Origin of the sequence: Actinokineospora alba, from assembly GCF_004362515.1 — a bacterium.
GTDB classification, from domain to species: domain Bacteria; phylum Actinomycetota; class Actinomycetes; order Mycobacteriales; family Pseudonocardiaceae; genus Actinokineospora; species Actinokineospora alba.
In genome coordinates, this window is record NZ_SNXU01000001.1 from 614,848 (window position 1) to 628,543 (window position 13,696).

A 13,696-nucleotide genomic window follows, 5' to 3' on the forward strand; every position below is an offset into this window, starting at 1 on the left:
GCTAGGTTTGGAAGGAGGCGGGCCCACCATGGGCATCACGACCAGCCGCGTCGACACGGGCGTCGCGGTCGTCACCGTCGACTTCCCGCCGGTCAACGCGATCCCCGTGCAGGGGTGGTTCGACCTCGCCGACGCGGTGACCGCGGCGGGTCGGGATGAGTCGACGCACGTGGTGGTGTTGCGGGCCGAGGGGCGCGGGTTCAACGCGGGCGTGGACATCAAGGAGATCCAGCGCGCGACCGGGTACGACGCGCTGGTCGGGGCGAACCGGGGCTGCTACGCGGCTTTCGCCGCGGTGTACGACTGCGCGGTGCCGGTGATCGCCGCGGTGCAAGGGTTCTGCCTCGGTGGCGGGATCGGTCTGGTCGGCAACGCCGATGTGGTCATCGCCAGCGAGGACGCGACGTTCGGCCTGCCCGAAGTGGACCGCGGCGCGTTGGGCGCGGCGACCCACCTGGCGCGGCTCGTCCCACAGCACCTGATGCGCACGCTGTACTTCACCGGCCGGTCGGTCGACGCGGCGACGTTGCTCCACTATGGATCGGTGTACGAGGTGGTTCCGCGCGCATCGCTCGACTCGGCCGCTTTGGCACTGGCGAAGGAGATCGCGGCGAAGGACACCCGGGTCATCCGGCGGGCCAAGGAAGCGATCAACGGCATCGACCCGCAGCCGGTGCACCGCAGCTACCGCTTCGAGCAGGGCTTCACCTATGAGCTCAACCTGATCGGCGCGTCCGACCACGCCCGCCAGTCCTTTCTGGACGGCAAGAACTAGAGAGGATCACGGTGCGCGACAAGCGGATGACGGCCGACGAGGTGGTGGCCTGCCTGTCCGACGGCATGACGGTCGGGATCGGCGGCTGGGGCTCGCGACGCAAGCCGATGGCGCTGGTGCGGGCCATCCTGCGGTCGAAGTTGAAGGATCTGACGGTCGTGTCCTACGGCGGGCCGGACGTTGGTCTGCTGTGTGCGTCGGGGCAGGTGCGCAAGGTCGTGTTCGGGTTCGTCTCGCTGGACACGATCGCCTACGACCCGTGGTTCAAGCACGCCAGGGAGAACGCGCGGATCGAGGTCCGCGAACTGGATGAGGGGATGCTCCAGTGTGGCCTGCGGGCCGCCGCGCACCGGTTGCCTTTCCTGCCGATCCGCGCGGGCCTCGGCTCGGATGTGTTGCGACTCGACCCGACGCTGCGCACTGTCCGGTCGCCGTATGACGATGGCGAGGACCTGGTCGCGATGCCCGCGCTGCGGCTCGACGCGGCGTTGGTCCACCTCAACCGGGCGGACCGCCACGGCAACGCCCAGTACCTCGGCCCCGACCCGTACTTCGACGACCTGTTCTGCCTGGCCGCCGAACGCCGCTATGTCTCCTGCGAACAGATCGTCGACACAGCGGAACTGACCGCCACGGCCCCAGTGCAAACGTTGCTGCTCAACCGAATGATGGTCGACGGTGTCGTGGAAACGCCGCGTGGTGCGCATTTCACCAGCTGCGCTCCCGACTATGGCCGCGACGAAGCCTTCCAGCGCTCCTACGCCCGGTCGGCGGCCGACCCGGCGCTGTGGGCTGAGTTCACGAACCGCTACCTGTCCGGCGACGAGGCCGCGTACCAGGCCGAGGTTGGGGTACCCGCATGAGAGCCGACATCTGCGCCGTCGCGTGCGCCGACCTGTTCCGCGGGGACGGCGAGATCCTGGCCAGCCCCATGGGAACCATGCCCACCCTGGGCGCCCGCCTTGCCCGCCTGACCTTCGCCCCCGACCTGCTCATCTCCGACGGCGAAGCCCTGCTGTTCGCCGACACACCGGCGCTGGGAACACCCGGCCAGGTCGAGGGCTGGCTGCCGTACCGGGCGGTGTTCGACGTCCTGGCGTGGGGCCGCAGACACGTCGTCATGGGCGCCAACCAGCTCGACCGGTTCGGCAACCAGAACATCTCCTGCATCGGCGACCACGCCCAACCCCAACGCCAACTACTCGGCGTACGCGGGGCGCCGGGCAACACGGTCAACCACCGAACCAGCTACTGGGTTCCGAAGCACAGCCCACGAGTTTTCGTCGACCAGGTCGACATGGTTTCGGGCGTCGGCTACGACAAGGCGGCGGGCCCTTTTCATGACCTCCACCGGATCGTGACGGACTTGGCCGTACTCGACTTCGACACCCCGACCCGCGCGATGAGGCTCGTGTCGGTACATCCGGGCGTGACGGTCGCAGAGGTGGAAGCAGCGACGGGTTTTGCTTTGTCCGTTGAGGACGCAGTGGAGACCCGGACGCCGACGCCGGAGGAACTGACCCTGCTGCACACCCTCGACCCCAACAACCTGCGCGAGCGCGAGGTCCCCTCCCGCGAGCCCGCGGTCCGGGCGGCGACACACCGATGAGCGCATCCAGCTCGCCAGCCCCGGGACTCGGTCGACAAAGCAAGCCCGAAGTTCTCAATTTTGCGACCGAAACCCGAAAAATCGCAGCCCCCACCCGTCCCGGGGGGACGGCCCTTGTCCAGTTTATCGGGGGTAAGGGCTGGGTGGGCGGTTGTGGATCTTCCTGTGGATAGCCGGAGGTAGGTGTGGACAACTTGATGGAAACGGCGTTCACGAGGTTGGTCGGGGTTCGGTTCCCGGTGGTGCAGACCGGGATGGGGTGGGTCGCGGGGCCTCGGTTGGTCGGGGCCGTCGCGCAAGCGGGTGGGCTTGGGATTCTTGCCTCGGCGACCATGACCTACGACGAGTTGGCCAAGGCGATCGCGGAAACCAAGGGCCGCACGGATAAGCCGTTCGGGGTCAATCTGCGGGCCGACGCGGTGGACGCCCCCGCGCGGGTGGACTTGTTGATCCGTGAAGGGGTCAAGGTCGCCTCCTTCGCGTTGGCGCCCAAGAAGGAGTTCATCAGCAAGCTCAAGGACCACGGCGTCGTCGTGGTCCCCTCCGTCGGTGCCGCGCGGCATGCCGAGAAAGTCGCGGCCTGGGGTGCTGACGCCGTCATCGTGCAAGGCGGGGAGGGCGGTGGGCACACGGGACCGGTGGCCACGACACTTCTTCTCCCGTCCGTTGTGGACAGTGTGGACATCCCGGTGGTGGCCGCCGGTGGGTTCTTCGACGGTCGTGGGCTGATGGCCGCCTTGTCCTACGGCGCGGCCGGGATCGCTATGGGGACGCGGTTTCTCCTCACCCAGGAGAGCACCGTGCCCGACGAGGTGAAGCGCGCCTATCTCGAGCGGGGGCTCGACGGCACGGTCGTCAGCACCCGGGTGGACGGGATGCCGCATCGTGTGTTGCGCACCGAGCTGGTGGACAAGCTGGAGAGGTCCGGCCGAATCCGGGGCCTGGCCGCCGCCGTCCGAAACGCCACGAGGTTCCGCGCGCTGACGAAGCTGAGCTGGTCGGCGATGGTCCGTGAGGGCCTGGCCATGCGCCACGGCAAGGAGTTGAGCTGGTCGCAGGTGATCATGGCCGCGAACACGCCCATGCTGCTCCGCTCAGGCCTGGTCGAGGGCAACACCGACGCGGGTGTGCTGGCCAGCGGTCAGGTCGTCGGCCTGCTCGACGATCTCCCGACCTGCGCGGACCTGATCGACGCGATCATGGCTCAGGCCCAGGAGACCGCCGAGCGGCTGGCGACACTCAGACGAGTTCCTTCTCCATCGCCGCCAGGCTCGTCTCCAGGTGCGTGAGCAACCGCTGCAGATGCGGGACCGTGCGCCTGCACCCGGTCAGGCCGAACTCCAGGCTGCCGTCGTAGCTGGTCACCGTGATGTTGAGTGCCTGCCCCTCGTACGGGATCGACACCGGGTACACGCCCTCCATCCGCGCGCCGTTCCAGTACAGCGGGCGCTTCGGGCCCGGGACGTTCGAGATCAGGAGGTTGAACGCCGGCGGGGTGAGCTTCTGCGCGCCGGGCACCAGGGCCACCGCGAGTGGGGCGAACGGGATGGCGCTGAGCGCGGTGATCTGGAGTTGGCTCATGCCGCTGTAGAACTGCTTGCCGCGCCGCATGGACTCCGAAATGGCGGTGAGGCGGTCCACCGGGTCCTCGACGTCGGTGGCCAGCGTGCAGAGGATCAGCCCGACGGCGTTGCCGCCCGCCTCACCGTCGCTGTCCGAGCGCAGGGAGATCGGGACGGCCGCGACCAGCGGCTTGTCCGGCAGCGCACCCAGTTCGATCATGTACTCGCGCAGCGCGCCGGCGCACATGGCCAGCATGACGTCGTTGACCGTGGCGCCCGCGGCGACGCCGACGGCGCGGATGCGGTCCATCGGCCAGCCCTGCGCGGCGAACCGGCGGGCACCGGTGATCGGGACGTTGAACATCGACTTCGGCGCCTCGAAAGGCAGCGTCGCGGACTGCTCCTGAAACACCTGATTGGCGTAACGCACGACCGCCGGGGCCAGGCTGATCACGTCGCGGACCGCGCCGAACGCGTTGGCGATGCCGCTCAGCGGCGGGCCCTCGCGACCCCGTGGCGGCGCCGCCGCGTCGGTACGCATCCGCGGGGACCACGGCGGACGCATGTCGCGCTCGTCCGGGTCCTCCGACAGCGACTTCTGCAGCAGCCGCAGCGCGGACACGCCGTCGACGAGCGCGTGGTGGACCTTGGTGTACACGGCGAAGCGGTTCTCCGACAGCCCGTCGATCAGGTGCGCCTCCCACAGCGGCCGGTGCCGGTCGAGCAGCGAGCCGTGCAGCCGCGACACCAGCTCCAGCAGCTGGCGGACCTGGCCCGGCGCGGGCAGCGCGGACAGCCGGACGTGGTATTCAAGATCGATGTCATCGTCGTTGGCCCAGGCGAGCGGCCCGACCGTGCCGATCCCGCGCGGCCTGCGCCGGAACAGCGACCGGATGTCGACTTCGGACAGCAGCTCGCGGTGCAGGTTGCCCACGAAGTCCGGCCCGGCGCCCTCCGGACGCTGGAACAGCTGCAGCCCGCCGACGTGCAGGGGATGCTCCCGCGACTCGCCGAGCAGGAACATCGAATCCGTCACGGGCATCATCGCCATCGCGTTCCTCCTGGTACGGGTCGTCCCGAAGGGTCAACGCTGCCACTCGGATGTGGTTACCGCAATCAACCGAGACGTTCGACAATGGTGACGTTGGCCTGACCGCCACCTTCGCACATCGTCTGCAGGCCGAAGCGGCCGCCGGTGCGTTCCAACTCGTGCAGCAGCGTGGTGAACAGCTTGGTCCCGGTCGCGCCGATCGGGTGTCCCAACGCGATCCCGCCGCCGTTGACGTTGACCTTCGCCGGGTCCGCGCCGGTCTCGGAGATCCACGCGAGCGGCACGCTGGCGAACGCCTCGTTCACCTCGAACAGGTCGATATCCGAAATGGACATTCCGGCCTTGTCCAGGGCGAACCGGGTCGCCCGGATGGGGGCGGTGAGCATGTAGACCGGGTCGTCGCCGCGCGCGGACAAATGGTGGATACGCGCGCGCGGGACAAGGCCGTGGTCTTTGACCGCGCGTTCGGACGCGACGAGAACCGCGCTGGCGGCGTCGGAGATCTGGCTGGCCATGGCCGCGGTGGAGATCCCGCCCTCACGCAGCGGCTTGAGCCCGGCCATCTTCTCCAGTGACGTGTCCCGGCGCGGGCCCTCGTCGACCCGCGCGTCGCCGAGCGGGACGAGCTCGCGGTCGAACCGGCCTTCGTCGATGGCGGTCACCGCGCGCTGGTGGCTGGTCAGGGCGAACCGCTCCATTTCCTCGCGCCCGATCGCCCAGCGCTCGGCGATCAGGTCGGCGGAGCGGAACTGGTCGACCTCCTCGGCGCCGTAGCGCGCGGCCCAGCCGGTGGACCCGGACATCGGGGTGGGGAAGCCGAACTGCTGCCCGACGGTCATCGCCGAGCCGATCGGGATCTGGCTCATGCTCTGCACGCCACCCGCGACGACCAGGTCGGCGGTGCCGCTGAGCACGGCCTGCGCGGCGAAGTGCAGGGCCTGCTGACTCGACCCGCACTGCCGGTCGACGGTCACCCCGGGGACCTCGTCGCTGAACCCGGCGGCCAGCCAGGACAGCCGCGCCACGTCGCCTGCCTGCGGGCCGATGGTGTCGACACACCCGAAGACCACGTCGTCGACCGCCGCCGGGTCCATGTCCGTCCGACCCATGAGCGCGCGCAGCACGTGCGCGCCGAGGTCGAGCGGGTGCACGCCGCTGAGCGCTCCGCCGCGCCTGCCGGTGGGCGTGCGCAGGGCGTCGACGATGTAGGCCTCGGCCATGATCACTCCTTCGTCTTGGTGGCGATCCCGTCCAGGAGGATGCCCAGGTACTGCCTGGCGATGTCGTCGTGGGTGAGCGGGCCGCCGGGGCTGTACCAGCGGACGGCGACCCAGACGGTGTCGCGCAGGAAGCGGTAGGCGACCTCGACGTCGAGGTCCGGGCGGAACGCGCCGCGGGCGATGCCGTCGGTGAGGATGGCCGACCACATCTTGCGGAACTCGACGTTGCGTTCCTCGATGTAGCCGAACCGCTCGAACTCGGCCAGGTACCCGGCTTCGTTCTGGTAGATCGCGACCTCGGCGTGCCGCTCGTCGATCGCGGCGAAGGAGGCGGCGACGATGGCCTCCAGGGTCTCGCGCGGGCCGAGACCGCGGGCGAGGATCTCGTCGTAGCGGCCGAAGAGCGCGTCGAGGAAGCCGGTCAGGATCTCGTCCACCATCGACTCTTTCGAGTCGAAGTGGTGGTAGAGGCTGCCGGACAGGATGCCCGCGCGGTCGGCGATGTCGCGGACCGTGGTGGCCCGGAACCCGCGCTCGGCGAACATGTCGGCGGCGAGCGCGAGCAGCTCGGCGCGTCTGCCGGTGCCCTCGGACGGCTTCCGTTCTCGCATGTCTGGGGTGTTCCTTCGCTCAGGGGTGCTGGCTGCTGACCGAGATGACCTCTCCGGTGAGGTAGGAGGCGTAGTCGCCGGCCAGGAACACCATGACATTGGCGACTTCCCACGGCTCGGCGGCCCTGCCGAACGCCTCCCGGCCCGCCAGTTCGGTGAGCAGTTCGTCGCTGGTCACCTTGGCCAGGAAGGGATGCATGGCCAGGCTGGGCGCGACGGCGTTCACCCGGATGCCGTGTTCGGCGACGTCGACGGCGGTGCACCTGGTCAGCGCCATCACCCCAGCCTTGGCCGCCGCATAGTGGGCTTGGCCAAGCTGGGCGCGCCAGCCGATGACCGAGGCGTTGTTGACGATCGACCCGCCGCCGCCTTGGGCGATGAACCGCCGGACCGCCGCGCGGGTGCAGCGGAAGGTGCCGTTGAGGGTGACGTCGAGGACGCGGGACCACTCGTCGTCCGTCATGTCCACAATGGACTTGGTGCCACCCAGGCCTGCGTTGTTGACCAGGACGTCGATGCGGCCGAAGTGCTCCGCGGCGCCGTCGATGAGGGCCTGCACGTGGGTTTCGTCGGTGACGTCGCAGACCAGTGAGTGCACCTTGCCGGGGTGGTCGGCGGCCAGTTTCGCGGCCGTCTCGTTCAGGCGGCGTTCGTGCCAGTCGCTGACGACGACCTTGGCGCCCTCCTCCAGCGCGCGGCGGGCGACCGCGGAGCCGATGCCGGTGCCCGCGGCGGCGGTGACGACGACGACCTTGCCGTCGAGCAGGGCGTGCCCGGCCGGGTACGGCGGAATCTTCATGAGCGGGCCTCTCGCGGCAGGCCGAGGACACGCTCGGCGATGATGTTGCGCTGGATCTCGTCGGAGCCGCCGTAGATCGTGTCGGCCCGGCTGAACAGGAACAGCCGCTGCCACTCGTCGAGGCCGTCCGGGGTGAGCATCGAGGCCGCGCCGATGACGTCCATCGCGAGTTCGCCGAGACCGCGGTGCCAGCGGGACCAGACGAGTTTCGCGACGGAGGCGTCGGTGCCGCGCATGGCGTAGGCGTGCATGACTTCCAGGCCGACGCGGGCCCGGGCGAGCCGTTCCGCGATCGCCGGGTCGTCGGCGGCGCCGTTCCTGGTCGCCAGGGCGACGAGGGCGTCGAGTTCGCGGCGGAAGCCGACCTGCTGGCCGAGGGTGGCGGCGCCGCGCTCGAAGGAGAGGGTGCCCATGGCGACCTTCCAGCCGTCGCCGGGTTCGCCGACGACCAGGTCGGCGGCGGTGCGGGCGCCGTCGAAGAAGACCTCGTTGAACTCGGAAGTGCCGGTGAGCTGGACGATCGGGCGGACCTCGATCCCGGGCTGGTCCATTGGGACGAGCAGGTAGGACAGGCCGTGGTGGCGCCGCGAGCCGGGGTCCGTGCGGACGATCACGAAGCACCAGTCGGCCAGGTGCGCCAGCGAGGTCCACACCTTCTGCCCGGTGATCACCCAGTCGTCGCCGTCGCGGCGGGCCGACGTGCGCACCGACGCCAGGTCGGAGCCCGCGTCCGGCTCGGAGTAGCCCTGGCACCACAGCTCGCGGACGTGCCGGATCCCTGGAAGAAAACGTTTGCGCTGCTCGTCGGTGCCGAACGCGAGCAGGGTCGGGCCGAGCAGTTCCTCGCCGATGTGGCTGACCCTGGCGGGTGCGTCGGCTCGCGCGTACTCCTCGTGGAAGGCGATCCGGTCGGCGAGGCTCGCGGCGCGGCCGCCGTGCTCGACCGGCCAGCCAAGGCAGGTCCAGCCCGCGGCGGCGAGGTGGCGATCCCAGGCGAGGCGCTCGTCGAACGCCTCGTGCTCACGACCCGGTCCGCCGAGTCCGCGCAGGTGGCGGTACTCGCCGGAGAGGTTGTCGGCCAGCCACTCCCGCGCCGATGCCCGAAAATCGTCCACGCGCACCTCCGCTCTTGCTCCCGTCGGTACAGTAGCCTACCAAGCACTTGCTTTGGAGGAGGTTCGGTGACGACCACCACCCCGGCGGCGTTGCGCGCGGCGGCCGAGCGGTTCGGCGACGGCGAGGCGGTCGCGGACGGCTCGGTGCGGCTGAGCTGGCACGACCTGCTCACCGCCGCCGAGACGGTGGCCCGGGCCTTGATCGCGGAGGGCCTTGCGCCTGAGGACCGGGTGGCGTTGTGCGCACCGAACACCCATCACTGGGTGGCCGCGGTGTTGGGCGCGCAGTACGCGGGATGCGTGGCGGTGCCGGTGAACACACGGTTCACGGAGCCGGAGATGGCCGAAATCCTGACCCGCAGCAGGGCGCGGGCACTGTTCGTCGTGGGCACATTCCTTGGGGTGGACCGACTTGCCAGGTTGCAGGGCTTTCTTGACGGGGTGACCGTCATCCGGATTCCCGGCGAGGGCGACCGGCCGTCGCCGGACGTGATCGAGTGGGACGCGCTGGGTGCGGTCGCGGAACGGGTGCCGGTCGAGGTGGCGCGGGCGCGGGCCGACGCGGTCACCCCGGACCAGGTCTCCGACATCCTGTTCACCTCGGGCACCACCGGGCGCAGCAAAGGGGCGATGACCGCGCACCGGCAGGCGCTCGGGGTGGCCGCCGCGTGGGTGGAGTGCGGCGAGGTGACCTCGGCCGACCGGTACCTGATCGTCAACCCGTTCTTCCACAGCTTCGGCTACAAGGCGGGCATCCTGGCCGCGCTGCTCAGCGGGGCGACGATGGTGCCGCAGGCCGTGTTCGACCTCGATCGGACGCTGGAGCTGGTCGAGCGCGAGCGGATCACCGTGCTTCCCGGTCCGCCGACGATCTACCAGACGATGCTCGACCGGCCAGGCAAGCGGCCGTCGACGCTGCGGCTGGCGGTGACCGGGGCCGCGCCCGTGCCGGTCGTGCTGGTGGAGCGGATGCGCTCGGAGTTGAGCTTCCAGACCGTGTTGACCGCCTACGGGCTGACCGAGGCGGTCGTGGTGACGATGTGCCGTCCCGGTGACGCGCCGGAGACCGTGTCCCGTACCTCCGGCCGGGCGGTCGCCGGGTTTGAGGTGCGGATCGCCGGGGACACAAGGGAAATCCTGGTGCGTGGGCCCAATGTCATGCTCGGTTACCTTGACGATCCCGAGGCCACCGCGCAGGCCGTCGACGGCGACGGCTGGCTGCACACCGGGGATGTGGGCGTGCTTGACGCGGACGGGTACCTGACGATCACCGACCGGCTCAAGGACATGTACGTGTGCGGCGGGTTCAACGTGTATCCGGCGGAGGTCGAGCAGGTGCTCGCCCGGCTGCCGGGGGTCTCGGAGTGCGCGGTGGTCGGGGTGCCGCATGAGCGGCTCGGCGAGGTCGGCCGGGCGCACATCATCCTGGCCCCGGGCACCTCATTGTCCACTGAGGACGTTCTGGCGCACTGCGCGGAACGGCTTGCCAACTACAAGATTCCCCGCTCGGTCGAGTTCCGGACGGAGCTGCCGCGCAACGCCACCGGGAAGATTCTCAAGAGAATGCTGAGGGACGGATGAGCGAGGTCCTCTACGAGCGTCGTGGCGCCACGGCCGTGGTCACGATGAACCGCCCGGAGTTCCGCAATGCGCAGAACTCCGCGATGACCTACGCGCTGGACACGGCGTTCGGCCGGGCGGTGGATGACCCCGAGGTCAAGGTGATCGTGCTGGCCGGTGCGGGCAAGCATTTCTCCGCCGGGCACGACATCGGCACGCCGGGCCGGGACGTGGACGTCTCGTTCGAGCGCAAGGCGGTGCTGTGGTGGGACCATGTCGGGCGCGAGGGCGGTGACCAGCGGTTCGCCCGGGAGAGCGAGGTCTACCTCGGGATGTGCAGGCGGTGGCGGGAGATCCCGAAGCCGGTGATCGCGATGGTGCAGGGCGCATGCGTCGCGGGCGGGCTGATGCTGGCCTGGGTGTGCGACCTGATCGTCTGCTCGGACGACGCGTTCTTCTCGGATCCGGTGGTGCGCATGGGGATTCCCGGGGTCGAGTACTTCGCGCACCCGTGGGTGCTGGGTCCGCGCGCGGCGAAGGAGTTCCTGTTCACCGGCGACCGCTTCGACGCGGCTTGGGCGCTGCGGCACGGGATGGTGAACCGGGTGGTGTCCCGGGAGTCGCTTGAGTCCGAAGTGGAGGCACTCGCGGCGCGGATCGCGGAGATGCCGCAGTTCGGGTTGGCGTTGACGAAGAAGGCCGTCAACCAGGCGGAGGACCAGATGGGGATGCGGGCGGGCATGGACTCGGTGTTCGGCCTGCACCACTTCGCGCACGCGCACAACGCTGAGGTGTCGAAGGATTCCCTTGGCGGCTTCGACGCCCGCTCGATGAAGCAGGCCGCTGATGGATCTTGACCTGTCACCCGCCGTGACTGCCTTCCGCGACGAGGTCCGCGCGTGGCTGGCGGCTCACGTGCCCGAGGGTCTGCCGTCGATGGACACCGCCTCTGGCTTCGCCGCGCATCGGGAGTGGGAGCGGACCCTGGCCGACGCGCGGCTGGCGGTGGTGTCGTGGCCCGCCGAGTACACCGGGCGGGACGCGTCATTGCTGGAGTGGGTCCTGTTCGAGGAGGAGTACTACGCGGCGGGGGCGCCGGGGCGGGTCAGCCAGAACGGGATCTTTCTGTTGGCGCCCACCCTGTTCGCCCATGGGACCCAGGAGCAGCGGGACCGGTTGCTGCCCCGGATGGCGCGGGCTGACGACGTGTGGGCTCAGGCGTGGTCCGAGCCGGAGGCGGGCAGCGATCTGGCCGCGCTGCGCAGCCGGGCGGTGCGCACGGACGGCGGGTGGCTGTTGTCGGGTCAGAAGACGTGGAGTTCGCGGGCGTCGTTCGCCGACCGGGGCTTCGGTCTGTTCCGCACCAACCCGGAGGCGGCGCGGCACAAGGGGTTGACGTACTTCCTGTTCGACCTGCGGGCCGAAGGGGTGACCGTCCGCCCGATCGACCAGCTCGACGGCGAACCCGGCTTCGCGGAGATCTTCCTCGACAACGTCTTCGTCCCGGACTGCGACGTTTTGGGCGCGGTCGACGACGGCTGGCGGGTCGCGATGAGCACGGCCAGCAACGAACGCGGACTGTCTTTGCGCAGCCCAGGACGCTTCCTCGCGGCCGCGGACCGGTTGGTCGACCTGTGGGTTTCCCGGGGCGACCTGTCTTCCCGCGACCGGGTGGTCGACGCGTGGATCGGGGCGCAGGCCTACCGGCTGCACACCTTCGGCACCGTGAGCAGGTTGGCCGAGGGCGGTGAACTGGGGGCGGAATCGAGTGTCACCAAGCTGTTCTGGTCGGAACTGGATGTCGCGCTGCACGAGACCGCGCTCGACCTGCTTGGGGCTGACGGCGAGTTGGCGGGGCCTTGGCAGGACGGTTACCTGTTCTCGCTGGCGGGCCCGATCTATGCGGGCACCAATGAGATCCAGCGCAACGTCGTGGCTGAGCGCTTGCTGGGGCTGCCGCGATGAAGTTCACCCTGTCCGCGGAACAGCGCCAGTTCGCCGCGTCCCTCGACGATTTCCTGTCCGCCGCCGCAGTTCCTTCCGCGGCTAGGGCATGGGCCGCGGGTGACCACGCTCCCGGCCTCGCGATTTGGCGGGAACTCGCCGACCTGGGTGTCATGGCCCTCGCCGTCCCCGCACGCTTCGGCGGCCTTGACGCGACCACGGTCGACCTGGTGGTCGCCTTCGAACAACTCGGCAGGCACGCCGTTCCCGGCCCCTTGGTGGAATCCGTCGCGGTCGCACCATCCCTGGCCGACGTGTCCCTGCTCCCGGACTTGGCCTGCGGCAAGGTGATCGCCACCGTAGTCCTCCCACCCCACGTCCCCCACGCCCTGGACGCCGACATAGCCGACGTCATCCTCACCCCACCTTTGTCCACAGCAGGGCTGCCTTATCCACAGCCCACCCCAACCCCCTCCCCTCCACCCCCCACCCCCGATAGACTGGCCAAGGGCCGTCCCCCCTGGGAAGGGCGGGGGCTGCTCGGAGGTCGGCTTGGCGATTTCGACGGCGGTGGGGGCCGGCTGGGCGACTTCGACGGCGGTGGGGGCCGGCTGGGCGACTTCGACGGCGGTGGGGGGCGGGTTGTGTCCTCTGTGGACGGGGCTCGGCGGCTGTTTCGGGTTGACGCGCCCGTAGTAGAGCATCCCGCGTTTGAGGTTGGGGTGTTGGCTGTGTCGGCGCAGTTGGTTGGGTTGGGGCAGGGGCTGCTGGAGCGGGCGGTCGATTATGCCAAGGCGCGCACGCAGTTCGGTGGTCCCATTGGGCGGTTTCAGGCTGTGAAGCACCAGCTTGCCGATGTTCTCGTGGGGCTCGAACTGGCGCGGCCCTTGGTGTTCGGTGCGGCGGTGACGATGAGTCCGCGTGATGTGTCGGCGGCGAAGGTGGCTGCGGGGGAAGCAGCGGATCGGGCGGCGCGGGTGGCGTTGCAGGTGCATGGGGCGGTGGGTTACACGCGGGAGTGTGATCTTGGGTTGTGGCTTACTAAGGTTCGTGCGCTGCGATCGGCGTGGGGTGCGGCGTCTGTGCATCGGGCGCGGGTGTTGGAGTCGCTCGTTGCTCGATGACGTTCTTGCTGCGCGGGTTCTTGCTGCGCGGGTTCTTGCTGCGCGGGTTCTTGCTGCGCGGGTGCGCGGGTGCACGGGTGCACGGGGTGCGGGTGCGCGGGGTGCGGGTGCGCGGGGTGCGGGTGCGCGGGGTGCGGGTGCGCGGGGTGCGCGGGTTCCTGTGGGTGGGTGCCTGTTTGGGTGGTTCGCCTTGATTCGGGGACCCCTCGAAATGGGGCTGTGCGGGTCAAAAGGCGGGGCACGTAAAGCCCACCCGCACCGCGAGTTTAGCCCCATTTCCCCCGAATCAAGGCGAACCACCCAAACAGGCCGTTGGGCTTGGCCCG

The 13,696-nt window shown here is 69.7% G+C and carries 14 protein-coding genes; 9 read left to right on the plus strand and 5 right to left on the minus strand.

Going from position 1 to position 13,696, the window contains the following annotated elements:
* The first annotated feature begins 28 nt into the window (after positions 1–28).
* From C8E96_RS02815 to C8E96_RS02830, 4 genes are all read left to right on the plus strand, one after another.
* A complete protein-coding gene (locus C8E96_RS02815; protein ID WP_091381826.1) occupies positions 29–775 on the plus strand; it encodes an enoyl-CoA hydratase family protein in 747 nt (248 codons plus the stop codon).
* Positions 776–786: 11 nt separating this feature from the next.
* The gene (locus C8E96_RS02820; protein WP_091381825.1) at positions 787–1,638 is read left to right on the plus strand and encodes a CoA transferase subunit A; all 852 of its coding nucleotides are present in this window, start codon (positions 787–789) and stop codon (positions 1,636–1,638) included.
* Positions 1,635–2,384: a CoA-transferase subunit beta gene (locus tag C8E96_RS02825; protein WP_091381823.1), complete on the plus strand. Its 750-nt coding sequence runs from the start codon at positions 1,635–1,637 to the stop codon at positions 2,382–2,384. Before C8E96_RS02820 ends, C8E96_RS02825 begins: the two co-directional genes overlap by 4 nt.
* 197 nt (positions 2,385–2,581) lie before the next feature.
* Positions 2,582–3,673 carry an NAD(P)H-dependent flavin oxidoreductase gene (locus C8E96_RS02830; protein ID WP_091382036.1) on the plus strand — a complete coding sequence of 364 codons (1,092 nt, stop codon included), beginning with the start codon at positions 2,582–2,584 and terminating at the stop codon, positions 3,671–3,673.
* Here C8E96_RS02830 and C8E96_RS02835 read toward each other — a convergent pair.
* The 5 genes from C8E96_RS02835 to C8E96_RS02855 all read right to left on the minus strand — a co-directional run bounded on the left by C8E96_RS02835 (position 3,624) and on the right by C8E96_RS02855 (position 8,748).
* Positions 3,624–4,997 (minus strand): WS/DGAT/MGAT family O-acyltransferase, encoded by a 1,374-nt coding sequence (locus tag C8E96_RS02835; RefSeq protein WP_091381821.1) that lies wholly within the window; start codon positions 4,995–4,997, stop codon positions 3,624–3,626. The two genes, C8E96_RS02830 and C8E96_RS02835, sit on opposite strands and share 50 nt — an antisense overlap.
* A gap of 65 nt (positions 4,998–5,062) precedes the next feature.
* Positions 5,063–6,217 carry an acetyl-CoA C-acetyltransferase gene (locus C8E96_RS02840; RefSeq protein ID WP_091381819.1) on the minus strand — a complete coding sequence of 385 codons (1,155 nt, stop codon included), beginning with the start codon at positions 6,215–6,217 and terminating at the stop codon, positions 5,063–5,065.
* A 2-nt stretch (positions 6,218–6,219) separates the two neighbouring features.
* Positions 6,220–6,828, minus strand: coding sequence for a TetR/AcrR family transcriptional regulator (locus C8E96_RS02845; RefSeq protein WP_091381817.1), 609 nt, complete (start codon positions 6,826–6,828; stop codon positions 6,220–6,222).
* A gap of 19 nt (positions 6,829–6,847) precedes the next feature.
* Positions 6,848–7,627, minus strand: a complete 780-nt coding sequence (locus C8E96_RS02850; protein WP_091381815.1) for an SDR family oxidoreductase — start codon at positions 7,625–7,627, stop codon at positions 6,848–6,850.
* Positions 7,624–8,748, minus strand: coding sequence for an acyl-CoA dehydrogenase family protein (locus C8E96_RS02855; RefSeq protein ID WP_091381813.1), 1,125 nt, complete (start codon positions 8,746–8,748; stop codon positions 7,624–7,626). Before C8E96_RS02855 ends, C8E96_RS02850 begins: the two co-directional genes overlap by 4 nt.
* A gap of 60 nt (positions 8,749–8,808) precedes the next feature.
* Between C8E96_RS02855 and C8E96_RS02860 the strand changes: the two genes are divergently transcribed.
* Genes C8E96_RS02860 through C8E96_RS02880 form a run of 5 tightly spaced genes read left to right on the plus strand, consistent with a single transcriptional unit; the run spans position 8,809 to position 13,564 of the window.
* A complete protein-coding gene (locus C8E96_RS02860; RefSeq protein ID WP_091381810.1) occupies positions 8,809–10,323 on the plus strand; it encodes a FadD3 family acyl-CoA ligase in 1,515 nt (504 codons plus the stop codon).
* The gene (locus tag C8E96_RS02865) at positions 10,320–11,159 is read left to right on the plus strand and encodes an enoyl-CoA hydratase (RefSeq protein ID WP_091381808.1); all 840 of its coding nucleotides are present in this window, start codon (positions 10,320–10,322) and stop codon (positions 11,157–11,159) included. The genes C8E96_RS02860 and C8E96_RS02865 overlap by 4 nt, the downstream gene beginning before the upstream one ends.
* Positions 11,149–12,267, plus strand: coding sequence for an acyl-CoA dehydrogenase family protein (locus tag C8E96_RS02870; protein ID WP_091381806.1), 1,119 nt, complete (start codon positions 11,149–11,151; stop codon positions 12,265–12,267). Before C8E96_RS02865 ends, C8E96_RS02870 begins: the two co-directional genes overlap by 11 nt.
* Positions 12,264–13,370, plus strand: a complete 1,107-nt coding sequence (locus C8E96_RS02875; RefSeq protein ID WP_091381804.1) for an acyl-CoA dehydrogenase — start codon at positions 12,264–12,266, stop codon at positions 13,368–13,370. The genes C8E96_RS02870 and C8E96_RS02875 overlap by 4 nt, the downstream gene beginning before the upstream one ends.
* Positions 13,367–13,564 carry a hypothetical protein gene (locus C8E96_RS02880; RefSeq protein ID WP_133794135.1) on the plus strand — a complete coding sequence of 66 codons (198 nt, stop codon included), beginning with the start codon at positions 13,367–13,369 and terminating at the stop codon, positions 13,562–13,564. Before C8E96_RS02875 ends, C8E96_RS02880 begins: the two co-directional genes overlap by 4 nt.
* The last annotated feature ends 132 nt before the right edge of the window (positions 13,565–13,696 follow it).